At 53.2% G+C, this 23,678-nt stretch carries 25 protein-coding genes and 1 pseudogene; 11 read left to right on the forward strand and 15 right to left on the reverse strand.

From position 1 onward, the window contains the following. On the forward strand, positions 1-84 hold an 84-nt coding region (locus HED65_RS22805), incomplete at its 5' end, for a hypothetical protein (RefSeq protein ID WP_223256819.1). A gap of 10 nt (positions 85-94) precedes the next feature. Here HED65_RS22805 and HED65_RS23055 read toward each other — a convergent pair. From HED65_RS23055 to HED65_RS20140, 6 genes and pseudogenes are all read right to left on the reverse strand, one after another. Then, positions 95-274: pseudogene (locus HED65_RS23055) on the reverse strand (hypothetical protein); the annotation flags it as partial. Between the two features lie 54 nt (positions 275-328). Further along, complete coding sequence (hemW, locus tag HED65_RS20120) at positions 329-1,471, reverse strand: radical SAM family heme chaperone HemW (protein WP_114979896.1); 1,143 nt, start codon at positions 1,469-1,471, stop codon at positions 329-331. After that, complete coding sequence (locus HED65_RS20125) at positions 1,464-2,057, reverse strand: XTP/dITP diphosphatase (protein ID WP_114979897.1); 594 nt, start codon at positions 2,055-2,057, stop codon at positions 1,464-1,466. Before HED65_RS20125 ends, hemW begins: the two co-directional genes overlap by 8 nt. A 3-nt stretch (positions 2,058-2,060) precedes the next feature. Beyond that, complete coding sequence (gene yggU, locus HED65_RS20130; RefSeq protein WP_114979898.1) at positions 2,061-2,357, reverse strand: DUF167 family protein YggU; 297 nt, start codon at positions 2,355-2,357, stop codon at positions 2,061-2,063. After that, positions 2,354-2,920 carry a YggT family protein gene (locus tag HED65_RS20135; protein ID WP_028018384.1) on the reverse strand — a complete coding sequence of 189 codons (567 nt, stop codon included), beginning with the start codon at positions 2,918-2,920 and terminating at the stop codon, positions 2,354-2,356. Before HED65_RS20135 ends, yggU begins: the two co-directional genes overlap by 4 nt. A gap of 21 nt (positions 2,921-2,941) precedes the next feature. Next, complete coding sequence (locus tag HED65_RS20140; protein ID WP_114979899.1) at positions 2,942-3,643, reverse strand: YggS family pyridoxal phosphate-dependent enzyme; 702 nt, start codon at positions 3,641-3,643, stop codon at positions 2,942-2,944. 17 nt (positions 3,644-3,660) lie between these two features. Here HED65_RS20140 and HED65_RS20145 point away from each other — a divergent pair, with 17 nt between their 5' ends. Further along, positions 3,661-4,659 carry a type IV pilus twitching motility protein PilT gene (locus HED65_RS20145; RefSeq protein WP_114979900.1) on the forward strand — a complete coding sequence of 333 codons (999 nt, stop codon included), beginning with the start codon at positions 3,661-3,663 and terminating at the stop codon, positions 4,657-4,659. Here the strand turns inward: HED65_RS20145 and ruvX are convergent. The 8 genes from ruvX to metK all read right to left on the reverse strand — a co-directional run bounded on the left by ruvX (position 4,653) and on the right by metK (position 11,737). Continuing rightward, positions 4,653-5,069: a Holliday junction resolvase RuvX gene (gene ruvX / locus HED65_RS20150; RefSeq protein ID WP_114979901.1), complete on the reverse strand. Its 417-nt coding sequence runs from the start codon at positions 5,067-5,069 to the stop codon at positions 4,653-4,655. The genes HED65_RS20145 and ruvX overlap by 7 nt on opposite strands. Further along, positions 5,069-5,629: a YqgE/AlgH family protein gene (locus HED65_RS20155; protein ID WP_028018381.1), complete on the reverse strand. Its 561-nt coding sequence runs from the start codon at positions 5,627-5,629 to the stop codon at positions 5,069-5,071. The genes ruvX and HED65_RS20155 overlap by 1 nt, the downstream gene beginning before the upstream one ends. 87 nt (positions 5,630-5,716) lie before the next feature. Then, complete coding sequence (gene gshB / locus HED65_RS20160) at positions 5,717-6,664, reverse strand: glutathione synthase (protein WP_114979902.1); 948 nt, start codon at positions 6,662-6,664, stop codon at positions 5,717-5,719. Positions 6,665-6,683: 19 nt separating this feature from the next. After that, positions 6,684-7,415, reverse strand: a complete 732-nt coding sequence (rsmE, locus tag HED65_RS20165) for a 16S rRNA (uracil(1498)-N(3))-methyltransferase (RefSeq protein WP_114979903.1) — start codon at positions 7,413-7,415, stop codon at positions 6,684-6,686. 52 nt (positions 7,416-7,467) lie between these two features. Next, complete coding sequence (gene endA, locus HED65_RS20170; RefSeq protein WP_114979904.1) at positions 7,468-8,175, reverse strand: deoxyribonuclease I; 708 nt, start codon at positions 8,173-8,175, stop codon at positions 7,468-7,470. 94 nt (positions 8,176-8,269) lie between these two features. After that, positions 8,270-8,767, reverse strand: coding sequence for a SprT family zinc-dependent metalloprotease (locus tag HED65_RS20175; protein WP_114979905.1), 498 nt, complete (start codon positions 8,765-8,767; stop codon positions 8,270-8,272). 59 nt (positions 8,768-8,826) lie between these two features. Continuing rightward, complete coding sequence (galP, locus tag HED65_RS20180) at positions 8,827-10,224, reverse strand: galactose/proton symporter (protein WP_114979906.1); 1,398 nt, start codon at positions 10,222-10,224, stop codon at positions 8,827-8,829. A gap of 358 nt (positions 10,225-10,582) precedes the next feature. Continuing rightward, positions 10,583-11,737, reverse strand: a complete 1,155-nt coding sequence (gene metK, locus HED65_RS20185; RefSeq protein ID WP_114979907.1) for a methionine adenosyltransferase — start codon at positions 11,735-11,737, stop codon at positions 10,583-10,585. Between the two features lie 425 nt (positions 11,738-12,162). On the opposite strand from metK, the gene yqgG reads away from it, so the two are divergent. The 4 genes from yqgG (at position 12,163) to speB (ending at position 15,649) form a co-directional block, all read left to right on the forward strand. After that, positions 12,163-12,306, forward strand: coding sequence for a small protein YqgG (gene yqgG, locus HED65_RS23060; RefSeq protein WP_431603072.1), 144 nt, complete (start codon positions 12,163-12,165; stop codon positions 12,304-12,306). A 94-nt stretch (positions 12,307-12,400) separates the two neighbouring features. Then, the gene (gene yqgB, locus HED65_RS20195; protein WP_127312443.1) at positions 12,401-12,532 is read left to right on the forward strand and encodes an acid stress response protein YqgB; all 132 of its coding nucleotides are present in this window, start codon (positions 12,401-12,403) and stop codon (positions 12,530-12,532) included. Positions 12,533-12,540: 8 nt separating this feature from the next. Next, positions 12,541-14,517: a biosynthetic arginine decarboxylase gene (gene speA / locus HED65_RS20200; RefSeq protein ID WP_114979908.1), complete on the forward strand. Its 1,977-nt coding sequence runs from the start codon at positions 12,541-12,543 to the stop codon at positions 14,515-14,517. Between the two features lie 211 nt (positions 14,518-14,728). Then, entirely contained in the window at positions 14,729-15,649 is a 921-nt protein-coding gene (gene speB, locus HED65_RS20205; RefSeq protein WP_025757725.1) for an agmatinase, read from the forward strand. Between the two features lie 86 nt (positions 15,650-15,735). Here the strand turns inward: speB and loiP are convergent, their stop codons facing one another. Next, a complete protein-coding gene (gene loiP, locus HED65_RS20210; protein ID WP_021242066.1) occupies positions 15,736-16,494 on the reverse strand; it encodes a metalloprotease LoiP in 759 nt (252 codons plus the stop codon). Positions 16,495-16,766: 272 nt separating this feature from the next. Between loiP and tkt the strand changes: the two genes are divergently transcribed. The 5 genes from tkt (at position 16,767) to HED65_RS20235 (ending at position 23,546) form a co-directional block, all read left to right on the forward strand. Next, positions 16,767-18,758 (forward strand): transketolase, encoded by a 1,992-nt coding sequence (tkt, locus tag HED65_RS20215; RefSeq protein WP_049004948.1) that lies wholly within the window; start codon positions 16,767-16,769, stop codon positions 18,756-18,758. 341 nt (positions 18,759-19,099) lie between these two features. Next, entirely contained in the window at positions 19,100-20,119 is a 1,020-nt protein-coding gene (epd, locus tag HED65_RS20220; RefSeq protein ID WP_114979909.1) for an erythrose-4-phosphate dehydrogenase, read from the forward strand. A gap of 49 nt (positions 20,120-20,168) precedes the next feature. Beyond that, positions 20,169-21,332 carry a phosphoglycerate kinase gene (gene pgk / locus HED65_RS20225; protein WP_114979910.1) on the forward strand — a complete coding sequence of 388 codons (1,164 nt, stop codon included), beginning with the start codon at positions 20,169-20,171 and terminating at the stop codon, positions 21,330-21,332. A 92-nt stretch (positions 21,333-21,424) separates the two neighbouring features. Continuing rightward, positions 21,425-22,504, forward strand: a complete 1,080-nt coding sequence (fbaA, locus tag HED65_RS20230; RefSeq protein WP_028016969.1) for a class II fructose-bisphosphate aldolase — start codon at positions 21,425-21,427, stop codon at positions 22,502-22,504. A gap of 187 nt (positions 22,505-22,691) precedes the next feature. Further along, positions 22,692-23,546 carry a small-conductance mechanosensitive channel MscS gene (locus HED65_RS20235; protein WP_114979911.1) on the forward strand — a complete coding sequence of 285 codons (855 nt, stop codon included), beginning with the start codon at positions 22,692-22,694 and terminating at the stop codon, positions 23,544-23,546. Positions 23,547-23,678: the final 132 nt, after the last annotated feature.

Consider the following 23,678-nt stretch of genomic DNA (forward strand, 5'->3'; position numbering starts at 1 on the left):
TGCTATGAAGTGTGGTGGTACAGCACGAAAGTGGGGGTGATCGACCTGAGGAAACAGTCGATCACCATGGGTAAAGGATGTTAAAAAGTGTTCACTATGTCCCCGAACACCTGTCTACCATGTCCCCGGACTGTACACCCCAAAGGGGTGAGGGGATGGTTTGTTCCCTCTCCCTTTCAGGTAGATAGCCGGGAAGTGTTTGCAGTCTCTCAAGGATCTTTTCTAACACAGCCTCTTCGTCATTCCAGAGTTCGCTGTTCCAGAATCGAATGACATGCCAGCCTTTCCCTCAGCTGGCAGAACGGGATGCAAAATCCTGAATCAGCCTTCAGGGATCTTCAGCAAGGAACAGCTCAAGAAGAGAGTTTAAGAACAGTTTGCCGTGCTCGGTGATCTGCCAGTACTCCTCGCATTCTGTGAGGTACCCTTGCGCCAGCGCCTCGTCAATTTGCGGGCGAATCACCGACTCCGGCAATCCGGTGTACAGCGCAAACTCTGCACGCGGTGCAGCCTCAAGCAGGCGGAAACGGTTCATAAAGAACTCAAAAGGTTTATCCGCCGCCTCAACGTCATGCTGACGTTCCAGGTAGCGACCTTCCATATACCCACGCGGGTGGCGAGTCTTGGCCGTGCGCAGAATACGCCCGTCCGGGAACGTCACTTTACCGTGAGCGCCGCAGCCAATCCCCAGGTAATCACCAAAACGCCAGTAGTTCAGGTTGTGTTGACACTGGTAGCCCGGCTTTGCATAGGCAGACGTTTCATACTGCTGGTAACCCGCAGCGGTCAGAAGCTGATGGCCCTGCTCGAAGATATCCCACAGCGCGTCGTCATCCGGAAGTACCGGAGGGCGGGAACCAAACAGCGTGTTCGGCTCAATAGTGAGCTGGTACCACGAAAGATGCGGTGGGTTCAGCTCAATCGCCTGGCGCAAATCGTCCAGCGCCTCGTCCAGCGACTGGTCCGGCAGGCCGTGCATCAGATCGAGGTTAAAGCTGCGCAGGCCCAGCCCTGTAGCCAGCTTTGCCGCACGCTTCGCCTCTTCCGGGCCGTGAATACGCCCCAGACGTTTTAACTTCGGCTCGCTAAAGCTCTGCACGCCGATGGAAATACGGTTCACGCCTGCACGTTGATAATCGACAAAACGGTCAGCTTCAACAGTGCCGGGGTTGGCTTCCATTGTGATTTCAGCATCTGCTGCCAGGTTCAGGCGCGCACGCACGCCGTCCAGCAGTGTTTGCATCGCCGGACCTGACAGCAGGCTCGGTGTACCGCCACCAATAAAAATGGTCTTAACTTCACGTCCCTGCGCGTAAGGTACATCGGTATCCAGGTCGGCCAGCAGATGTGCAACGTAGTCATCGTGTGGCACTTCACCTTTCAGCGCGTGCGAATTGAAATCGCAGTACGGGCATTTCTGCACGCACCACGGGATGTGAATATAAAGACTCAAAGGTGGCAAATTAGCCATTACGTAATGCTTCCAGTAACAGTTTCAGTGCGCGTCCACGGTGGGATATCGCGCTTTTCTCTTCACGGGTCAGTTCCGCCGCGGTTTTACCCTCAGACGGAACAAAGAAAATCGGGTCATAACCAAAGCCGCCGTTGCCTGCTGCTTCACGAGTAATCACACCCGGCCAGCTACCGTGGCAGACGATGGGTGTTGGGTCTTCAGCATGACGCATATACACCAGCACACAGTGGAACTGCGCGGAACGCTGTTCGGCAGGCACATCTTTCAGGGCGACAAGCAGCTTTTCCAGATTCTGCTGATCGGTTGCGTCTACGCCAGAATAGCGCGCGGAGTAGATCCCCGGTGCCCCACCGAGAACATCCACGGCCAGGCCGGAATCATCGGCAATTGCGGGCAGGCCTGTTATCTGCGAGGCATGACGCGCTTTCAGGATCGCGTTTTCGATAAACGTCAGGCCTGTTTCTTCGGCGGAGTCGACACCGAGTTCGGTCTGGGCAACCACATCCAGCCCAAAATCATTTAATAGCGAGGCCAGCTCGCGTACTTTACCGGCATTACCGGTCGCGAGAACAACTTTCTGCATGGTTTAGTCCTGTTCTGTCAGTGCCGCGACTTCCGTCGGGATAGATTGCGGGTTGAGGATTTTTACCTGTTTATGCCGCCCAAGTTCGCCTTTTTCGATGATGACCTGGCTTTTCGCCACGCGAAACTGTTTTGCCAGATATTTGGTCAAATGCGCGTTCGCCTGACCGTCAACGGGTGGGGCAGTGATGGCGACTTTTAACTCGTCGCCATGCAGTCCAACAATACAGTCACGGCTGGCTTTTGGCTGAATATACAGCCGCAAAACCAGCCCGTCAGCGCAGGTGCTTACGGCGCTCATAGCGCCATCCACAGCCCCGGCAGCAGCATATCGCCCGTGGACTGTAATAGTTCAGCGATGCCCATGTTGATCACATAGAGCAGCAGAACCAGGATCATTGGGGAAAAATCGATGCCGCCCATAGACGGAAGCAGGTTACGGATCGGGCGCAGCAGAGGTTCGGCCAGTTGCATCAGCGCGTACTCCACCGGGCTACGACCCTGGCTCACCCAGCTCATGATTGCCATGACCAGAAGCACCCAGAAGATCAGCAGACCGACGGTTTTAATCAGGATCAGTACCGCCGCAATCCAGATAATCGGCTGGAAGGTGATGACCATAAACAGCACAATCGCTTTGATAATGCTCAGAATAAACGCCACCAGCACAGAAGCACTGTCGATGGGGCCCATCGCCGGGATAATACGGCGCAGCGGTCCGACAACAGGCTGCGTGATTTTCACGACAAACTGCGAGAATGGGTTGTAAAAATCAACACGGGCCCACTGCATCCAGACGCGCAGCAAAAGCGCCATCGTATACAGCTCAATGACCGTTGAGAGCAGGAAAGTCAACGTCTTCATGGCGTTCCTCAGGTTTCCTTATTATTTTGAGTAGTCGCGCGCACCGAAAATTGCCGTACCGATGCGCACCATAGTGCTGCCTGCCGCGATGGCGGCTTCCATATCATCCGACATGCCCAGAGAAAGCGTGTCTACCGTTTGATAGCGCGTTTTAAGCGCCTCAAATGCTACAGCCATTTGCTGTGCCACGGCAAACTGCCTTTCATAACTTGACTCGGGCGCCGGTATTGCCATCAATCCACGCAGTGTTAAATGCGGCAATTCGGCGACTTCTGCGGCCAGTGCATCCAGTTCGTCCAAGGCAATGCCGGACTTGCTGTTTTCGTCACTGATGTTGACCTGAATCAGCACATTAAGAGCGGGCATTTCAGCCGGACGCTGCTCGTTCAGACGGGTAGCGATGCGCAGACGGTCAATGGTATGACACCAGTCGAAGTGTTCCGCGACCAGTCGGCTTTTGTTCGACTGCAGTGGGCCAATAAAGTGCCATTGCAGATCCGTAATCCCCTGTTCCTGGAAGTAGCGAATTTTATCCACGCCTTCCTGCACATAGTTTTCACCAAACGCCCGCTGGCCAGCATCAATTGCTTCTGCGATGGCGCTCGCAGGCTTAGTTTTGCTGACTGCAAGTAACGTAATTTCTTCTGAAGCACGGCCGCAACGTGTTGCTGCAGCTGAGATTTTGTCCCGGACCTGTGCCAGGTTATGCGCAATGTCGTTCATTTTCCGAGGAGTAGTCTATGGATGTGGAAGAAATTGTGGCCCTTAGTGTAAAGCATAATGTCTCCGATCTACACCTGTGCAGTGATTCGCCACCTCGCTGGCGTAGATTAGGCCGTCTTGAACCGGCACCGTTTCCGCCTCCTGATGTCGAGGCATTGTTAAAAGGGTGGCTGAATGATGAGCAGCAGGGAGCATGGTGGGCAAACGGGCAGGTGGATTTTGCCGTAACCATTGCAGGAGGCCAGCGTTTGCGCGGCAGTGCCTTTAAACAGATGAAAGGGGTCTCTGTGACGCTACGGCTGTTGCCGCGAAGCTGTCCGCAACTCGCTTCGCTGGGGGTGCCACGGGCTGTGCCGGAACTGCTGACGAACGACAACGGATTGATTCTGGTCACGGGCGCGACCGGCAGCGGCAAATCCACCACGCTGGCGGCGATGGTCGATTTTCTCAACCGTAATACTGACGGCCATATCCTGACGCTCGAAGATCCGGTGGAGTTTATGTACCAGAGTGAACGCTGCCTGATACAGCAGCGAGAGATTGGCCAGCACAGTCCGTCATTCGCCGAGGCGCTACGCAGCGCGTTACGCGAGGATCCTGACATTATTCTGCTGGGGGAACTGCGCGACAGCGAAACGATCCGTCTGGCGCTGACGGCGGCGGAAACCGGGCATCTGGTGCTGGCAACCTTGCATACGCGCGGTGCATCTCAGGCGATTGAACGGCTGGTCGATACGTTCCCAGCTCAGGAGAAAGATCCGGTGCGTAATCAACTGGCCGGCAGCCTGCGGGCGGTACTGGCGCAAAAGCTACTCCCCGATCTACAGGGCGGGCGCGTGGCGCTGTATGAACTGCTGGTGAACACAGCGGCCGCAGCGAATCTCATCCGTGAAGGAAAAACGTGGCAACTGCCCGGCATCATTCAAACCGGTCAACAGGTGGGGATGCAGAACTTTGACCAGAGCCTGGCAGAAAGGCGGGCACAGGGGAGACTTCAGGCTCCCTGTGCTCAGTAGCCCTGTTCGAAATAGCTTTCGAGAATGATGACGGCAGAAGCAGAGTCTACGCTGCCTTTGTTGAGTGCCCGGAAGCCCCCATGCTCAAACAGGCCTGCACGCGCTTCGACAGTGCTAAGACGCTCGTCGTGAAGCTTTACAGAAACGCCAAAGCGGCCATGGATTTTATTGGCAAACTTTCGCGCTCTGGCGGTCAGTGGCTGCTCTGTACCATCCATATTCAGCGGCAGTCCAACGATAACATCATCCGGCTGCCACTCTTTGAGCAGACGCTCAATAAGATTCCAGTCAGGCGTGCCGTCGTTGGCCTTCAGTGCCGCGAGCGGACGGGCGGTACCCGTGATGCGCTGACCCACGGCGACACCGATGCTTTTTGTACCAAAATCGAAGGCCAGAAGTGTTCCGCTCATCAGGCGTGCCCCGCTACGCCAGGCATAGTCAGAATATCAATGCCAATCAGTTTCGCCGCCTCACGCCAGCGATCGGCGATAGGGGTTTTAAACAGGATATTCATGTCCGCAGGTGCCGTAAGCCAGGCGTTATCGAGTAGCTCTTGCTCAAGCTGGCCTTTTTCCCATGACGAGTAGCCCAGCGCCACCAGTACTTCAGAAGGCTGCTCTGCAGTACCCAGCGTTTCAAGCACGTCGCGTGAAGTTGTGATGACAGTATTGTCAGAGATTCGAATACTGGAAGAGAACTCTGGCGGCGTGTGCAGGATAAAACCACGGTCTTCTGCAAGAGGTCCGCCCAGCATCACCGGTTTATCAAGCCGGATTTCCGGCAGGCGCGCTTCAGCCGAAATTTTCAGCTTTTCCAGAATCCCCTCAACCTGGAGGTTTTCCAGCGGTTTGTTGATGATGATACCCATCGCACCGTCTTCGTTGTATTCGCAAATATAAACCACGGCGCGGCGAAAAATCGGATCCTGGAGAGCAGGCATGGCAATAAGAAAGTGATGCTGTAAATTCATTGTCAGAGGTACTGTTTCCTGGTTTAAAAAGCGACAGCGCCCAGTATGCGGACAAACTGTGGGGCTGTCACTAATAGTATTAGTAAGTTATTTCTGGATACGTTTCTCGATCGCGTCCATCAGCATTCCGGTAATCGAAATCGGGAATTCCGCTTCGATTTCACGAATGCAGGTCGGGCTGGTAACGTTCACTTCAGTCAGGCGGTCACCGATGATATCCAGACCAACAAAAATCAGACCTTTGGCTTTAAGCGTCGGGCCGACGCGGCGGGCAATTTCCCAGTCGCTTTCGGTCAATGGACGCGGCTCACCACGGCCGCCAGCCGCCAGGTTGCCACGGGTTTCGCCACCCTGCGGGATACGTGCCAGGCAGTAAGGAACCGGCTCGCCATCCACGACCAGAACGCGTTTATCCCCATCTTTAATGGCAGGAAGGTAGTTCTGGGCCATGCAGTAACGAGTGCCGAGTTCGGTCAGCGTTTCAGCAATCACACCAATGTTCGGGTCGCTTTCTTTCACGCGGAAGATTGACGCACCACCCATCCCATCCAGCGGTTTCATGATGATATCGCCGTGCTTTTGCCAGAATTCTTTCAACTGCGCTTTACTGCGGGTTACCAGGGTTTCCGGCGTCAGGTCAGAGAACCAGGCGGTGTAGAGCTTCTCGTTACAGTCGCGCAGGCTCTGCGGTTTGTTGACGATCAGGGTGCCTTTCTCTTCGGCACGCTCAAGAATGTAGGTGCAGTAGATGTATTCGGTGTCGAACGGCGGATCTTTACGCATCAGGATGACATTAAGATCGGCAAGCTGGATATCCTGCTCGGTGCCGAATTCATACCATTTGTCGTAGTTCTGCTCGACGTTAACGATGCGGGTGCGTGCGCGAGCTTCACCGTTGATCAGATAAAGATCGTTCATCTCCATGTAGTGGAGTTCATAGCCGCGACGCTGTGCTTCCAGCAGCATTGCGAAGCTGGAATCTTTCTTGATATTAATGTTTGCGATGGGGTCCATCACGATGCCGAGCTTTATCATGTGCTTCTCCGTTAATGCTTCAACCCAGATCGCCAAACCGTACCTGTAGCGCGGTAATGGCCGTGAGTGCCGTTGTCTCAGTGCGCAGAACGCGAGGTCCCAACAGAATATCAGTAAACTGGTAACGTGCCGTCATCGCAATTTCGTCGGCCGACAGGCCGCCTTCCGGGCCAATCAACAGGCGTACACGTTCAACGGGTAGCGGCAGCGTATTGATACTGGCGCTGGCGCGTGGATGAAGATTGAGCTTCAGCCCGTTCTCTTCTTCAGCACACCAGTCCTCCAGATCCATCGCCGGGCGGATCTCCGGAATACGGTTGCGGCCACTCTGTTCACAGGCAGCAATGGCGATTTTCTGCCACTGCTGGATCTTTTTGTTCAGACGTTCCGCATCCAGTTTAACGCCACAGCGCTCAGAAAAAAGTGGCGTAATGAGGCTTACACCCAGTTCAATCGATTTCTGGATGGTGAATTCCATCTTTTCACCGCGCGACATCACCTGGCCTAAATGAATATGCAGCGGCGATTCACGGTCATCCACTTCGCCACGTAACACATTTACGTGCACACTTTTCTTATCCGCTCGCGTGATTTCGGCGTCGAAAACCTGATTAGAGCCGTCAAATAACTGTATGGCCTGGCCTGCACCCATGCGCAGCACACGGCCAACGTGGTTGGCGGCTTCATCAGACAGGGCGATTTCGCGACCTGCGGTAATCAGTTCAGGGTGGTAAATGCGAGGAATGCGCATAGTCAGAAATTCCATTAGTCATGCGATGTAAGCGAATTGCCGCTAGTGTAGGTTAGCTCTTTTGCGCCTGGCAAGCCCGCTGGACATAAGGGTTATGATTCCCCTGAACTCTGGCGATACGTTCGTCGCGCTGGCATTCCCACTCCGTTACCGGGTATTGCTTATCCCATGCATTGAACAGTTGGGTTTGCTGACGCGAAAGGTTGAGGTCGTAACGGTCACGCATATAGAAGTAGGTGCGGGCGATACTGCCGCGCGCGCGGGCTGGGGGCTCGGCAACTTTCTCTTTGAAATCAACCTTCATACCGCACTGTCCGTACTGGCCTTCGCCACCGTTCCACTGGCTGTACATAAAGTTGCCGCGGTCGCCGTTCACTTCACCCACGGCGGGTTGCAGGTTATGCATATCGCTTTCCATCTGGCGATAAACCGGGTCGCTGGCGCAGTTTTTACGTCCGCCATCCTGCCAGCACTGACGCTGGTGGCCAAACTGCCATGCCGGCACCACATGTTCCCATTCGATGCGGCTGGCTCGATTCTCGTTTTTACGCACTTTATAGCCGCAGGACTCCAGGTCAACGATCCCTTTTTTACCCTGCCAGTTAATCTTACAGCCACAATAAAAATCACCGGGAACGTCCGCGTTAACTTTTACACCTGCGGCTTTAGCCTGAGAGAAACTATTGATACCGTCGGCCAGAGCATGGCCTGAGAGCGCCGTCGTCAGAAAAGCGACCGCGAGAGAGAAATTACGGGACATCTTACACTCCGTGTCAAAACGAGCCCGCAACGTAACGAATGTTGTTCCTGTATGCAATCAGTCAGATCAGAAAAGTTCCTGAAAGTTCAGCTGATTATTCCGCGATCAGCGGTTCGCCGCATTTGACGCAGCGGTAGGTTGCTTCGCCTCGCACCACGCGATTGTGACGGCGAACGGTGAGCTGATGCTGCTGACACTGGCAGCGGTAAGAAAAGGTATTGCGTCGTACTGATTCCAGCTCGAACTGATGGGTTCTGCGAGCCGGAACACCGAGCACGGCTTCCATCATCCATTTCCACTCTTTTCCGTGAGGTGCGACGCGGCCAAAGTGTTTCCATACCAGAAGGTGTGCCAACTCGTGCGGAACCACTTCCTCGATGAACGCCTGCTGGTTTTCCATCATTAACACCGGATTAAGGCGGATCTCGTAAGACTCCAGCCACGCGGTACCCGCTGCGGTTCCACGCTGCTGGTAGACGAGTTTGGGTTCAGGATAATTGCGGCCGAGCTTCAGGTTCGCCTGGGCGAGTTTTTCCCGCAGGCTGCGCATAACGGCTTGCTGGATGGCAATGGGGAGACGGGGTGCTTTCATAGGGGCAGAGCATAAAACGCGAAGCGGGGAGGTGCAAGGGGCACCTCCCCGTGAGGGGATTAGTCGTGGGCGCCGATTTCGCGCAGCGGACGACCTTTCATCAGGTTACGTTCTATATGTTCCAGCGAAACGTGTTTGGTTTCTGGAACCAGCCAGATAGTCAGAACAATAAAGAACAGGTTCAGACCAGAGTAGACCCAGAATGTGTTGGCATTCCCCAGACTGTTGAGCATGGTCAGGAAGGTTGCGCCGACAATCATGTTTGCCACCCAGTTGGTCGCGGTTGAGCAAGTGATACCAAAATCACGCCCTTTCAGCGGCTGAATTTCGGAGCACAGCACCCAGATCAGTGGACCTGCACTCATCGCGAAACCAACGATGAACATCAGTAGCATGGCCACGGCAAAGTATTGTGCTGACGATGAGTGAATGCCCACATGCATCATGGTGCCGAGCACACCCATCCCAACAGCCATCACCAGGAAGCCCAGTGTTAGCGTTGGTTTGCGTCCCCAGCGGTCAACCAGGCCGATGGCGATAAAGGTTGCCAGCACGTTGGTCAGACCCACGATGACGGTACCCCACATCTGCTCGGTGGTATTGGTGTAACCCGCCAGTTCAAAGATTTTTGGCGCGTAATACATGATGACATTCATCCCGGTGAACTGTTGCATTACCTGCAGCAGCACGCCGAGGAACACCGCGCGGCGGAAGTTGCTGTTCTCTTTAAACAGCGCCCAGCCGGACTGTTTCACTTTCAGGCTTTCGCGGATCTCTTCCAGCTCGTTTTTCGCTTCTGCACTGGTATCACGCAGGCGCAGTAGCACGCGTTCTGCATCAACGAAGCGGCGTTTGGCGGCAAACCAGCGTGGGCTGTCCGGCAGGAAGAAAACGCCAATCAGCAACAGAATGGCCGGGATGATGATCACGCCGAGCATCCAGCGCCATGCGCCGCTGTAGCTAAATGCGGTATCAGAAAGGTACGCGCCCAAAATACCGATGGTGATCATCAACTGGTACATGGAAATCATACTGCCGCGGATTTTCTCCGGTGCAATTTCAGACAGGTAGAGTGGGGCGGTATATGACGCCACCCCTACGGCCAGGCCGAGCAGCACGCGGGAAACCAGCAGCACTTCTACGTTTGGCGCCGCTGCCGAGAACAGTGAACCGGCCACGAACAGGATAGCGCCGATCATCAGGCTTTTTTTACGGCCCAGTTTGAAGGAGAGCCAGCCGCTGCCGACTGCACCAACCGCTGCGCCGAACATCATGGAGCTCACCACCCATTCCTGAGTGTGGGCACTTATCTGAAACTCATCGGTGATGAAGGGGAGCGCACCGGCTATCACGCCGATATCCAGGCCAAAGAGTAATCCTGCCAGGGCGGCGAGGAAGCAGACGAAGAAAGTCATCGCCTTGTTGGACGTACGCCCCTGTTTTTTATTGTCAGGCATTATGCCCTCCAGTTGGGTTATCAGTTTTATTGATATTAAGGGTAGGTGAGTGACCCGCAAAAATATGTGAGATTAATCACAATGGTGTAATCGCTTACACTAACTTATAACCGTCAATAATATTAACGCGTTGAAAATATAGAGGTAAACGGAGTGATATGCATCGCGGAAGACGAGATTTCAGACTTAACTTAAATGGAATGTAACGGCAGAAAAAAGATGCTCATGCAAAGAGATTGTTCTGAAAGAAAAGCATGAAAATAGAGGTGGAATCGATTACATAGGGTGCGGCTTTGAGCCACCAGCCGACAAAAAAAAAGCCAGCACAAAGGCTGGCCTGTTTAACGCCGTCAGTCGATTATTTCAGACCGGCAGCTTCACGCAGCAGAGCGGCTTTGTCGGTTTTTTCCCATGGGAAATGTTCACGACCAAAGTGACCGTATGCAGCAGTTTCTTTGTAGATAGGGTGCAGCAGATCCAGCATCTGGATCAGACCGTATGGACGCAGGTCGAAGAACTCACGCACCAGCAGAGTCAGCTGTTCTGAAGGTACTTTCTCAGTACCGAAGGTTTCAACCATGATGGAGGTTGGTTCAGCTACGCCGATAGCGTAGGACACCTGAATCTCACAACGGTCAGCCAGACCTGCAGCAACGATGTTTTTCGCAACATAACGCGCGGCATATGCAGCAGAGCGGTCAACTTTTGATGGATCTTTACCAGAGAACGCACCACCACCGTGACGTGCCATGCCGCCGTAAGTATCAACGATGATTTTACGACCGGTCAGGCCGCAGTCACCCATTGGGCCGCCGATAACAAAGCGTCCGGTTGGGTTGATGAAGAATTTGGTTGCTGAGCTCAGCCATTCACCAGGCAGAACTGGCTTGATGATCTCTTCCATCACTGCTTCTTGCAGGGATTTCTGGTCAATCTCTTCGGAATGCTGGGTAGACAGAACTACCGCGTCGATACCGACGATTTTGCCATCGTCGTACTGGAAGGTGACCTGGCTTTTCGCATCCGGGCGCAGCCACGGCAGGGTGCCGTTTTTACGTACTTCAGCCTGACGCTGCACCAGACGGTGTGCGTAGGTCACAGGTGCTGGCATCAGCACGTCAGTTTCGTTGGTTGCATAACCGAACATCAGACCCTGGTCGCCCGCGCCCTGTTCCAGCGGATCGGCACGGTCCACGCCCTGGTTGATGTCTGGAGACTGTTTGCCAATTGCACTCAGTACCGCGCAGGAGTTGGCATCAAAGCCCATATCAGAATGGACATAACCGATTTCACGCACCGTGTTACGGGTGATCTCTTCGATATCAACCCATGCGCTGGTGGTGATCTCACCGCCAACCAGAACCATGCCGGTTTTGACATAGGTTTCACACGCTACGCGCGCTTTTGGATCCTGGGTCAGGATCGCATCCAGCACCGCATCGGAGATTTGGTCAGCAATTTTATCAGGATGTCCTTCTGATACGGACTCGGACGTAAACAGGTGTTTTGCCATGTTTTATTTCACCTAAGAGGAATTTGGTTAGCTCAAGCTGCTGTGTAGAATAGCCAAAGGAGATAATTCTACCAAGGCCTGCAGGTTTTTGACACTGGCAGTCTGAGTGTTAATCAGTATGGATGGATTAACATCTGGACGTCTATTTTAGGTCACTTCTTCACCCGATTTCCAGTTTTTTTTGACTAACCTCTCGCTGAGTTGAAAAGGCTACTGGAAATTTTTCCTGACGGTACTGGCAACACGCGCATTTTTGTTTTGCTTTTTAGCCCCCTTCTCGGTATAAAACGCGGCGCGCGGCTCATACAAAAAAAGCGCTCGATGAACTCATCGTGTCGCCACTTCCAGCCGGGTTAAGCAGTGAACTTTTAGCTTTGGCTTGTGGTCCGTTTCAGCAGGAGCGGCCGTGGAGGTGATACGAGATAATGAACCATCGTTTTCCGCTAATTCAGCGCAGCCGTTCTGGCGCGCATTTGATTCCCGCAACCCGCATTTCTAGTCTGCAAACCTGCCGATGTTATACCCATCTCGGCGCTTCTCAGGATTCCAGGGCCGGTAACGCTTTGTGAAAACTGAACAAGGGCGCTCTTGTTAATACAAGAGTTTTCTCGTGGTTTCGCCGAACCTTGTCATACAGAGTTCGGATACGTGTTTTACAATGATATGAATAAGAAACCGGTCGCACGGTCTGGATTTCAGCATACTCTGCTGGGAAACGGAGCCGTTTATGGGTTGTTATCGCCGTATAACGCTGCGATAGTAGTCAACTGTTTTACACTTAATACAAAGAGTTGAGGTTCGCTATGTCTGACGACATGTCTTCTTTTTCGCCTTCGTCAGCGGGCGAACAGGGTGTACTACGTTCTATGCAGGAGGTTGCGATGAGCTCCCAGGAAGCCAGCAAGATGCTGCGCACTTACAATATTGCCTGGTGGGGCAATAACTACTACGACGTCAACGAACTGGGCCACATCAGCGTCTGCCCGGATCCCGACGTCCCTGAAGCGCGCGTGGATCTCGCCAAACTGGTGAAAGCCCGCGAAGCACAGGGCCAGCGTTTGCCTGCACTGTTCTGCTTCCCGCAGATCCTGCAACATCGTCTGCGTTCGATTAACGCCGCGTTCAAACGTGCGCGTGAATCCTATGGTTATAAAGGCGACTACTTCCTGGTTTACCCTATCAAGGTAAATCAGCACCGCCGCGTAATTGAATCTTTGATCCACTCCGGTGAACCGCTTGGCCTGGAAGCGGGCTCAAAAGCAGAGCTGATGGCCGTGCTGGCGCATGCGGGCATGACCCGTTCTGTAATCGTCTGTAACGGCTATAAAGACCGTGAATACATTCGTCTGGCGCTGATTGGCGAGAAGATGGGCCATAAGGTCTATCTGGTTATCGAGAAGATGACCGAAATCGCTATTGTGCTGGAAGAAGCTGAGCGTCTGAATGTGGTGCCTCGCCTGGGTGTGCGTGCGCGTCTGGCCTCGCAGGGTTCCGGTAAATGGCAGTCTTCCGGCGGCGAAAAATCCAAATTCGGCCTTGCGGCAAACCAGGTTCTGCAACTGGTAGAAATTCTGCGTGAGCGCGGTCGTCTGGACAGCATTCAACTGCTGCACTTCCACCTCGGTTCGCAGATGGCTAACATTCGCGACATCGCCACCGGCGTGCGTGAGTCCGCGCGTTTCTACGTTGAGCTGCACAAGCTCGGCGTCAATATTCAGTGCTTTGACGTGGGTGGCGGCCTGGGTGTGGACTATGAAGGCACACGTTCTCAGTCCGACTGCTCTGTGAACTACGGCCTGAACGAATATGCTAACAACATCATCTGGGCGATTGGCGATGCGTGTGAAGAACACGGTTTGCCGCATCCGACGGTGATCACTGAATCTGGCCGCGCAGTAACCGCGCATCATACGGTGCTGGTGTCCAACATTATCGGCGTAGAGCGTAGCGAAATTTCCGAAGCCACGCCGCCGCAGGCTGATGCACCTCGTTCCCTGCAAAATATGTGGGAAACCTGGCAGGAGATGCACGAACCGGGTACGCGCCGTTCCCTGCGTGAGTGGCTGCACGACAGCCAGATGGATCTGCACGATATTCACGTTGGCTACTCTTCTGGTAACTTTAGCCTGCAGGAGCGCGCGTGGGCCGAACAGCTCTATCTGAACATGTGCCATGAAGTGCAGAAACAGCTCGACCCGAGCAACCGCGCGCACCGTCCGATTATCGACGAGCTGCAGGAACGTATGGCGGACAAGATTTACGTCAACTTCTCCCTGTTCCAGTCGATGCCGGATGCCTGGGGTATCGATCAACTGTTCCCGGTTCTGCCGCTGGAAGGGTTGAACCATGCTCCGGAACGTCGTGCGGTGCTGCTGGACATCACCTGTGATTCCGACGGTGCTATCGACCACTACGTGGATGGCGATGGTATTGCGACTACCATGCCAATGCCAGAATACGACCCGGAGAACCCGCCAATGCTGGGCTTCTTCATGGTTGGGGCATACCAGGAGATCCTCGGTAACATGCACAACCTGTTCGGTGATACTGAAGCGGTTGACGTGTTTGTCTTCCCTGACGGAAGTGTGGAAGTGGAGTTGTCTGACGAAGGCGACACCGTGGCGGACATGCTGGAATACGTTCAGCTGGATCCGAAAACGTTGCTAACCCAGTTCCGCGATCAGGTGAAAAACACCGGTCTGGACGATGCACTACAGCAGCAGTTCCTGGAAGAGTTTGAAGCGGGTCTGTACGGGTACACCTACCTGGAAGACGAGTAAGATCTTTTTCCCTCTCCCATGGGGAGAGGGGTGAGGTGAGGGGCAAAGACCGCTCCATCACCTATACTCTCTTGAACCCGTATGAATTAACGGTGATAATTCGCCCCAATATGCTATTTACGAATCAATCCCTTCCTCGTCGGGTTTAACGACGCGGAGGGGATTTTTTTTCATCTGTTTTTAATGTATCGACTTTAAAAGAGGTCAGGACATGAGCACTTTAGGTCATCAGTACGATAACTCTCTGGTATCTAACGCGTTTGGTTTTTTACGCCTTCCGATGAACTTCCAGCCGTACGACAGCGATGCCGACTGGGTTATCACTGGCGTGCCATTTGATATGGCTACCTCTGGCCGTGCTGGTGGGCGTCATGGCCCGGCAGCCATCCGTCAGGTATCGACTAACCTGGCCTGGGAGCACAATCGCTTCCCGTGGAACTTCGACATGCGTGAGCGCCTTAACGTAGTTGACTGTGGTGACCTGGTTTACGCTTTTGGCGACGCGCGTGAGATGAGCGAAAAACTCCAGGCGCACGCCGAGAAGCTGCTGGCAGCAGGTAAGCGTATGCTCTCCTTCGGTGGTGACCATTTTGTGACTCTGCCACTGCTGCGTGCGCACGCAAAACACTTCGGTAAAATGGCGCTGGTGCACTTTGATGCCCATACAGACACTTATGCGAACGGCTGTGAATTTGATCACGGCACTATGTTCTTTACCGCGCCAAACGAAGGTCTTATCGATCCAAACCACTCCGTGCAGATCGGTATTCGTACTGAGTTCGATAAAGATAACGGCTTTACCGTGCTGGATGCCTGCCAGGTAAACGATCGCGGTGTTGACGACATCATTGCACAGGTGAAGCAGATCGTGGGTGACATGCCGGTCTACCTGACCTTCGATATCGATTGTCTGGATCCAGCGTTTGCTCCGGGTACCGGTACCCCGGTGATCGGCGGCCTGACTTCTGACCGTGCCATCAAACTGGTTCGTGGTCTGAAAGATCTGAACATCGTCGGGATGGACGTAGTGGAAGTGGCTCCGGCTTACGATCAGTCCGAAATTACCGCTCTGGCTGCGGCGACGCTGGCACTGGAAATGCTCTACATCCAGGCTGCGAAAAAAGGCGAGTAAGTTTAGCGGTTAAGTAAAAGCCCTCACCAGCTGGTGAGGGCTTTTTTGTGCTTTTTAAAAGGAGGTAAATCAGCCTCCTTCTGAAATTATTTAATTCCGTCTGCGGCCATACGGTCGCGAATATGCTGCGCGCGCTCTTCTGAGGCTGGGTGATCATCAAACATTGAGCTTTGACGCCCTGCTTCCAGTTTGGCCAGTTTTTCGAAGCTGGTGGCTAAACCTGATGGATTAATGCCACGTTTGCGCAACAGATCGTAGGAGTAGTCATCCGCTTCGGACTCCTGACGCTGGGAGAACTGAGAATTAACCAGCTTTTCTCCGACATCGCCAAGCTGAGACTGCGACAGGCTACCAACAATACCGCCCGCTGAAGCCGCCGCTGCGCGAATAGCATTGGTACCTAAGGCAACTTGCATCCCTTTTTTCACATGGCCGAGCGCAACGTGGCCCATTTCATGGCCGATCACCGCTTCAACTTCGTTGTCAGTCATCATATCCATCAGCCCGCTATAGACGCGGATACAACCGTTCGCCATTGCGAAAGCGTTCACGTCTTTGGCCATGTAAACCTTGTAGTTTACCGGCTGGCCGTTGATGTTATCGCCCAGCGCGGAAGCAATCTTATTCAGACGCTGCGTGTAGGTACTGTTAGCAGGGGCAAGTGTGGCTTTTCCGTCCATATCTTTACAGGCCTGGTCGCTCAGCGCTTTTACCTGCGCGTCGCTCAGGGAATAAGCCTGAAAAGCTTCTGCGCCTGAGGTCATCAGGCCGTTAGAATCCATATTCTGACAGCCACTCAACAGGAGCGTTGTTCCCAGGGCCAGCACTATTGCACGCATTTTCATGAGGTTGCTTCCGTACTCGTTAATCTGAATAAAATCCGAAAAGTACACCGGCAACGAAGCCGGGGTCGGGCTAAGTATAAGGAATATCTACGGGGCCGGGCGAGCAGATTGCGCAACATGCGAGCATGATCCAGAGATTTCTTAAGCTGCAAAAGAATGCTCCATGTACATGGCATGCCGCTTGGGTTACATTGTTGGCACTTTTTTCCGGCGTAGCCCAAAACGCGCTGTCGTCAAGGGCATGGCCTTTAACAGTCCGATCTGGAGTTAAAATGTCCTCACGTAAAGAGCTTGCTAATGCTATTCGTGCGCTGAGCATGGACGCAGTACAGAAAGCCAAATCCGGCCACCCAGGGGCCCCTATGGGTATGGCTGATATCGCCGAAGTCCTGTGGCGTGATTTCCTGAACCACAACCCGCAGAACCCGGCATGGGCTGACCGCGACCGTTTCGTGCTGTCCAACGGCCACGGCTCTATGCTGATCTATAGCCTGCTGCACCTCACTGGCTACGATCTGCCAATTGAAGAGCTGAAAAACTTCCGTCAGCTGCACTCCAAAACTCCAGGTCACCCGGAAGTGGGTTACACCGCTGGTGTTGAAACCACAACCGGTCCACTGGGACAGGGTATTGCGAACGCTGTGGGTATGGCGATTGCTGAGAAGACCCTGGCGGCGCAGTTCAACCGTCCTGGCCACGACATCGTAGACCACTTCACCTACGCGTTCATGGGTGATGGCTGCATGATGGAAGGCATTTCTCACGAAGTGTGCTCCCTGGCGGGTACCCTGAAGCTGGGCAAACTGGTTGCATTCTACGACGACAATGGTATCTCCATTGACGGTCACGTTGAGGGCTGGTTCACCGATGACACCGCTAAACGTTTTGAAGCCTACGGCTGGCACGTTGTGCGTGGTGTTGATGGCCACGATGCTGACTCGATTAAACGTGCAGTAGAAGAAGCGCGCGCTGTCACTGACAAACCATCCCTGCTGATGTGCAAAACCATTATCGGCTTCGGTTCACCGAACAAAGCCGGTACCCACGATTCCCACGGTGCGCCACTGGGCGACGCGGAAATTGCACTGACGCGTGAAGCGCTGGGCTGGAAACACCCGGCATTCGAAATCCCATCTGACATTTATGCTCAGTGGGATGCCAAAGAAGCAGGTCAGGCGAAAGAAGCTGCATGGAACGAGAAGTTCGCTGCGTATGCTAAAGCCTTCCCACAGGAAGCTGCTGAGTTCACCCGTCGCATGAAAGGCGATATGCCGTCTGACTTCGATGCGAAAGCGAACGAGTTTATCGCTAAGCTGCAGGCGAACCCATCTAAAATCGCCAGCCGTAAAGCGTCTCAGAATGCGATTGAAGCATTTGGCCCACTGTTGCCTGAATTCCTGGGCGGCTCTGCTGACCTGGCGCCTTCTAACCTGACCCTGTGGTCCGGTTCTAAAGCGATCAACGAAGATACTGCCGGTAACTACATCCATTATGGTGTACGTGAATTCGGTATGACGGCAATTGCTAACGGTATCTCCCTGCACGGTGGTTTCCTGCCGTATACCTCTACCTTCCTGATGTTCGTAGAGTACGCACGTAACGCCGTACGTATGGCTGCGCTGATGAAACAGCGTCAGGTGATGGTCTATACCCACGACTCCATCGGTCTGGGCGAAGATGGTCCAACTCACCAGCCGGTAGAGCAGGTGGCTTCTCTGCGTGTGACTCCGAACATGAGCACATGGCGTCCATGTGACCAGGTTGAATCCGCAGTGGCATGGAAATACGGTGTTGAGCGTCAGGACGGCCCAACCGCACTGATCCTCTCCCGCCAGAACCTGGCACAGCAGGATCGTACTCCAGAGCAGTTGGCGAACATCGCTCGCGGTGGTTATGTTCTGAAAGATTGTGCAGGTCAGCCAGAGCTGATCTTCATCGCCACCGGTTCTGAAGTTGAGCTGGCTGTTGCGGCATGGGACAAACTGTCTGCCGAAGGCGTTAAAGCGCGTGTGGTCTCCATGCCGTCTACCGATGCGTTCGACAAGCAGGATGCTGCATACCGCGAGTCCGTACTGCCTAAAGCGGTTACCGCTCGTGTGGCAGTGGAAGCGGGTATTGCTGACTACTGGTTCAAATATGTGGGCCTGAATGGCGCAATCGTCGGTATGACCACCTTCGGTGAGTCTGCACCGGCAGAGCTGCTGTTCGAAGAGTTCGGCTTCACCGTTGAGAACGTTGTAGCGAAAGCGAAAGAACTGCTGTAATCGTTTGTGCGGTGCGGACTGATGCCCTCACCCCGGCCCTCTCCCACAGGGAGAGGGTGCAAACACTAAAAACGGTAACCTCTCGGTTACCGTTTTGCTTTTACCTCGTCGTAAATTATTCCACCTAAAATGTGACGCAAGTCATATAGCTCGCTTATTCATCTGGACAGACATTCCTTTTATTCCCCGATTCGCTTATTCTTGCTGAAGCGTTTCAGTCGATTAAATGTTCGACAATTGACCAATCAATCGCAGTTTGTGACAGCAAGGATTCCCCTTCGGGCGTAGCTGGATTACTCTTTCAGCCACCTCAAACCCAGGGATAGCTTTGCAGGAGATCTATGACCGTACGCGTAGCGATTAATGGCTTCGGTCGCATCGGACGTAATGTGGTTCGTGCTTTGTATGAATCCGGACGTCGGGCGGAAATGACCGTGGTGGCAATCAATGAACTGGCGGATGCTACGGGCATGGCGCATTTGTTGAAATATGACACCAGCCACGGACGCTTTGCCTGGGATGTACGCCAGGAAAGAGATCAGCTTTTTGTGGGTGATGACGCTATCCGTGTGCTGCATGAGAACAGCATTACCGGGCTACCCTGGCGTGAATTGGGTGTGGATGTGGTGCTTGACTGTACCGGCGTGTATGGCAGCCGCGAACATGGTGAAGCCCATCTGGCAGCAGGTGCGAAAAAAGTCCTGTTTTCTCATCCCGGCAGCAACGATCTCGACGCGACCGTCGTGTTTGGCGTCAATCAGCATGAGCTGCAAGCTGAACATCGCATTGTCTCCAACGCCTCCTGTACCACTAACTGCATTATTCCGGTCATTAAACTGTTAGACGATGCATATGGCATTGAATCCGGCACAGTGACCACGATTCACTCCGCCATGCACGATCAGCAGGTGATCGACGCCTACCATCCGGATTTACGACGCACTCGCGCGGCGAGCCAGTCAATCATTCCGGTGGACACAAAACTGGCAGCAGGGATCACACGTATTTTCCCGCAGTTTAATGACCGTTTTGAAGCGATTGCCGTGCGCGTTCCGACGATTAACGTCACCGCAATCGACCTTAGTGTGACGGTGAAAAAACCGGTAAAAGCCAGTGAAGTCAACATGTTGCTGCAAAAAGCGGCACTGGGTGCATTTCATGGTATAGTTGACTATACGGAATTGCCGTTGGTCTCAGTAGATTTTAACCACGACCCGCACAGCGCCATCGTTGATGGCACTCAAACACGCGTCAGTGGCGCACACCTTATCAAGACGCTGGTCTGGTGTGATAACGAATGGGGCTTTGCTAACCGAATGCTCGATACTACGTTAGCAATGGCCGCTCAAGGTTTCAGGTAAGACGCATTGTGCGTCTGCAAAACTTTAAGAATCAACGAGAGGATTCACCATGTCTGTAATTAAGATGACCGATCTGGATCTGGCTGGTAAACGCGTTTTCATCCGTGCTGATCTGAACGTACCGGTTAAAGATGGTAAAGTGACCAGCGACGCGCGTATCCGTGCATCTCTGCCAACCATCGAACTGGCTCTGAAGCAGGGCGCTAAAGTGATGGTAACCTCCCACCTGGGTCGTCCAACCGAAGGCGAGTACAACGAAGAGTTCTCTCTGCTGCCAGTTGTTAATTACCTGAAAGACAAACTGTCCAATCCGGTTCGCCTGGTGAAAGATTACCTGGATGGCGTTGACGTTGCTGCCGGTGAACTGGTTGTTCTGGAAAACGTTCGCTTCAACAAAGGCGAGAAGAAAGACGACGAAGCACTGTCCAAAAAATACGCTGCACTGTGTGACGTATTCGTAATGGATGCCTTCGGTACTGCTCACCGTGCGCAGGCTTCTACCCACGGTATCGGTAAATTCGCAGACGTAGCCTGTGCAGGTCCTCTGCTGGCTGACGAACTGGAAGCGCTGGGTAAAGCACTGAAAGAACCTGCTCGTCCAATGGTTGCTATCGTTGGTGGTTCTAAAGTTTCTACCAAACTGACTGTTCTGGACTCCCTGTCTAAAATTGCTGACCAGCTGATCGTTGGCGGTGGCATCGCGAACACCTTCGTTGCCGCTCAAGGCCACAACGTGGGTAAATCCCTGTACGAAGCAGACCTGGTTGACGAAGCTAAACGCCTGCTGAGCACCTGTGATATTCCAGTTCCAACAGACGTTCGTGTTGCCACTGAGTTCTCTGAAACTGCAACGGCGACCCTGAAGTCTGTAAACGACATCAAAGACGAAGAGCAAATTCTGGACCTGGGCGACGTTTCTGCACAGAAACTGGCTGAAATCCTGAAAAACGCAAAAACTATCCTGTGGAACGGTCCTGTTGGCGTGTTCGAATTCCCGAACTTCCGCAAAGGGACTGAAATCGTTGCTAACGCTATTGCAGACAGCGAAGCGTTCTCTATCGCAGGTGGTGGTGACACCCTGGCGGCAATCGACCTGTTCGGTATCGCTGACAAGATCTCCTACATCTCCACTGGTGGCGGTGCATTCCTCGAATTCGTGGAAGGCAAAGTACTGCCAGCAGTAGCAATGCTCGAAGAGCGCGCTAAGAAGTAAGCCATTCAAGGGCAGGGAAACCTGCCCAATTTTCAGCGCGCTTTTAAGAGCTCGCACCTTTTCTAACGGCCGAAGATACAGGACTAAGCAACATGTCTAAAATTTTTGATTTCGTAAAACCTGGCGTTATCACTGGTGATGACGTACAGAAAGTGTTCCAGGTAGCTAAAGAAAACAACTTCGCTCTGCCAGCAGTTAACTGCGTAGGTACCGACTCCATCAACGCCGTACTGGAAGCCGCTGCAAAAGTTAAAGCGCCGGTTATCGTTCAGTTCTCTAACGGTGGTGCTGCGTTCATCGCAGGTAAAGGCGTGAAAACTGACGTTCCGCAGGGTGCTGCAATCCTGGGTGCTATCTCTGGTGCGCACCACGTACACCAGATGGCTGAACACTACGGTGTTCCAGTTATCCTGCACACTGACCACTGCGCGAAGAAACTGCTGCCGTGGATCGACGGTCTGCTGGACGCGGGTGAAAAACACTTTGCTGCTACCGGTAAGCCACTGTTCTCTTCTCACATGATCGACCTGTCTGAAGAGTCACTGCACGAAAACATCGAAATCTGCTCCAAATACCTGGCGCGCATGGCCAAAATGGACATGACCCTGGAAATCGAACTGGGTTGCACCGGTGGTGAAGAAGACGGCGTGGACAACAGCCACATGGACGCTTCTGCACTGTACACCCAGCCAGAAGATGTTGATTACGCTTACACCGAGCTGAGCAAAATCAGCCCACGCTTCACCATCGCAGCGTCCTTCGGTAACGTACACGGCGTTTACAAACCAGGTAACGTGGTTCTGACCCCAACTATCCTGCGTGATTCTCAGGAATATGTGTCTAAGAAACACAACCTGCCGCACAACAGCCTGAACTTCGTCTTCCACGGCGGTTCCGGTTCTTCTGCTCAGGAAATCAAAGATTCCGTAAGCTACGGTGTAGTGAAAATGAACATTGATACCGATACCCAATGGGCAACCTGGGACGGTATTCTGCAGTACTACAAAACTAACGAAGCTTACCTGCAGGGCCAGCTGGGCAACCCGAAAGGCGAAGACCAGCCGAACAAGAAATACTACGATCCACGCGTATGGCTGCGCGCAGCGCAGACTTCCATGGTGACTCGTCTGGAGCAGGCTTTCAAAGAACTGAACGCGGTTGACGTTCTGTAATTTGAGCTGCTAACAGCATCAGAAGGCCCGCAAATGCGGGCCTTTTTTTATGCCTTTTCAAGAGCCTGCTATACCGGTTTTTGTGATCTGTTTGGCAAAACCAGTGCTTTTTGTTTACCCTTTACTGACCTGCCTGTCTCCATGGGGGATGGATTTTTGTGTTTTGGTTTAACAAAAGGAAGAATAAATGGAACAACTCGATGTCGTAGACAGCATCAATAACGCCGGTACCTGGCTGGTGCGTAACCAGGAGTTGCTGCTGAGCTACGCTGTAAACATCGTAGCGGCTATTGCCATCCTCATCGTCGGGATGATCGTGGCACGTATCGTATCAAACACCGTTAACCGCGTGATGCGCGCCCGAAACATTGATGCCACGGTTGCAGATTTCCTCTCTGCACTGGTGCGTTACGGTATTATCGCTTTTACGCTAATTGCAGCGCTGGGACGTGTCGGCGTACAGACCGCATCGGTAATCGCCGTGCTTGGTGCGGCAGGTCTGGCTATTGGTCTTGCGTTGCAGGGCTCGCTTTCGAACCTGGCCGCTGGTGTACTGCTGGTCACCTTCCGTCCATTCCGTTCCGGGGAGTACGTTGATCTTGGTGGGATTGCCGGAACGGTACTGCAGGTACAGATTTTTTCTACCACCCTGCGTACCGTTGATGGCCGTATCGTTGTTGTGCCAAACGGGAAAATCATCGCCGGCAACATCATCAACTTTTCCCGCGAACCAGTGCGCCGAAATGAGCTGATCATCAGCGTGGCATATGATTCCGATATCGATCAGGTTAAATCACTGATCGCCAATATCATTGCCTCAGACGATCGCATTCTGAAAGACAAAGAGCAGACTGTACGTCTGAACGAACTGGGCGCTTCATCCATTAACTTTGTGGTGCGTATCTGGAGCAAAAGTAGCGATCTGCAAAACGTTTACTGGGATGTGCTGGAGCGTATCAAACGTGAGTTCGATGCTAACGGCATCAGCTTCCCGTATCCACAGATGGACGTAAACGTCAAAAAAGTCAAAGAAGCAGAATAACTTCACCACCAGGCCCGGTAAGCGCTAGCGCCACCGGGCTTTATTTTTATAAGCACGACTAATCCCCAATTAATATTATCAATTTCCTCTAATGTGATTCGCACAGTATAGTCTGCTTCCAGAACAACACTG

The sequence above is a fragment of the Pantoea sp. LS15 genome, assembly GCF_012241585.1.
In the GTDB taxonomy this organism is placed as follows: domain Bacteria; phylum Pseudomonadota; class Gammaproteobacteria; order Enterobacterales; family Enterobacteriaceae; genus Enterobacter.

Coding starts and splice junctions, on each gene's coding strand:
- HED65_RS20135 (WP_028018384.1), bottom strand. CDS start 2,920: ATGAAGACGTTGACTTTCCTGCTCTCAACGGTCATTGAGCTGTATACG.
- gshB (WP_114979902.1), bottom strand. CDS start 6,664: ATGATAAAGCTCGGCATCGTGATGGACCCCATCGCAAACATTAATATC.
- yqgB (WP_127312443.1), top strand. CDS start 12,401: ATGAATAAGAAACCGGTCGCACGGTCTGGATTTCAGCATACTCTGCTG.
- endA (WP_114979904.1), bottom strand. CDS start 8,175: ATGTCCCGTAATTTCTCTCTCGCGGTCGCTTTTCTGACGACGGCGCTC.
- yggU (WP_114979898.1), bottom strand. CDS start 2,357: ATGAGCGCCGTAAGCACCTGCGCTGACGGGCTGGTTTTGCGGCTGTAT.
- HED65_RS20145 (WP_114979900.1), top strand. CDS start 3,661: ATGGATGTGGAAGAAATTGTGGCCCTTAGTGTAAAGCATAATGTCTCC.
- epd (WP_114979909.1), top strand. CDS start 19,100: ATGACCGTACGCGTAGCGATTAATGGCTTCGGTCGCATCGGACGTAAT.
- speB (WP_025757725.1), top strand. CDS start 14,729: ATGAGCACTTTAGGTCATCAGTACGATAACTCTCTGGTATCTAACGCG.
- ruvX (WP_114979901.1), bottom strand. CDS start 5,069: ATGAGCGGAACACTTCTGGCCTTCGATTTTGGTACAAAAAGCATCGGT.
- HED65_RS20140 (WP_114979899.1), bottom strand. CDS start 3,643: ATGAACGACATTGCGCATAACCTGGCACAGGTCCGGGACAAAATCTCA.
- yqgG (WP_431603072.1), top strand. CDS start 12,163: ATGAACCATCGTTTTCCGCTAATTCAGCGCAGCCGTTCTGGCGCGCAT.
- tkt (WP_049004948.1), top strand. CDS start 16,767: ATGTCCTCACGTAAAGAGCTTGCTAATGCTATTCGTGCGCTGAGCATG.
- HED65_RS20175 (WP_114979905.1), bottom strand. CDS start 8,767: ATGAAAGCACCCCGTCTCCCCATTGCCATCCAGCAAGCCGTTATGCGC.
- pgk (WP_114979910.1), top strand. CDS start 20,169: ATGTCTGTAATTAAGATGACCGATCTGGATCTGGCTGGTAAACGCGTT.
- HED65_RS20235 (WP_114979911.1), top strand. CDS start 22,692: ATGGAACAACTCGATGTCGTAGACAGCATCAATAACGCCGGTACCTGG.
- loiP (WP_021242066.1), bottom strand. CDS start 16,494: ATGAAAATGCGTGCAATAGTGCTGGCCCTGGGAACAACGCTCCTGTTG.
- HED65_RS20125 (WP_114979897.1), bottom strand. CDS start 2,057: ATGCAGAAAGTTGTTCTCGCGACCGGTAATGCCGGTAAAGTACGCGAG.
- HED65_RS20155 (WP_028018381.1), bottom strand. CDS start 5,629: ATGAATTTACAGCATCACTTTCTTATTGCCATGCCTGCTCTCCAGGAT.
- metK (WP_114979907.1), bottom strand. CDS start 11,737: ATGGCAAAACACCTGTTTACGTCCGAGTCCGTATCAGAAGGACATCCT.
- galP (WP_114979906.1), bottom strand. CDS start 10,224: ATGCCTGACAATAAAAAACAGGGGCGTACGTCCAACAAGGCGATGACT.
- hemW (WP_114979896.1), bottom strand. CDS start 1,471: ATGGCTAATTTGCCACCTTTGAGTCTTTATATTCACATCCCGTGGTGC.
- speA (WP_114979908.1), top strand. CDS start 12,541: ATGTCTGACGACATGTCTTCTTTTTCGCCTTCGTCAGCGGGCGAACAG.
- rsmE (WP_114979903.1), bottom strand. CDS start 7,415: ATGCGCATTCCTCGCATTTACCACCCTGAACTGATTACCGCAGGTCGC.
- fbaA (WP_028016969.1), top strand. CDS start 21,425: ATGTCTAAAATTTTTGATTTCGTAAAACCTGGCGTTATCACTGGTGAT.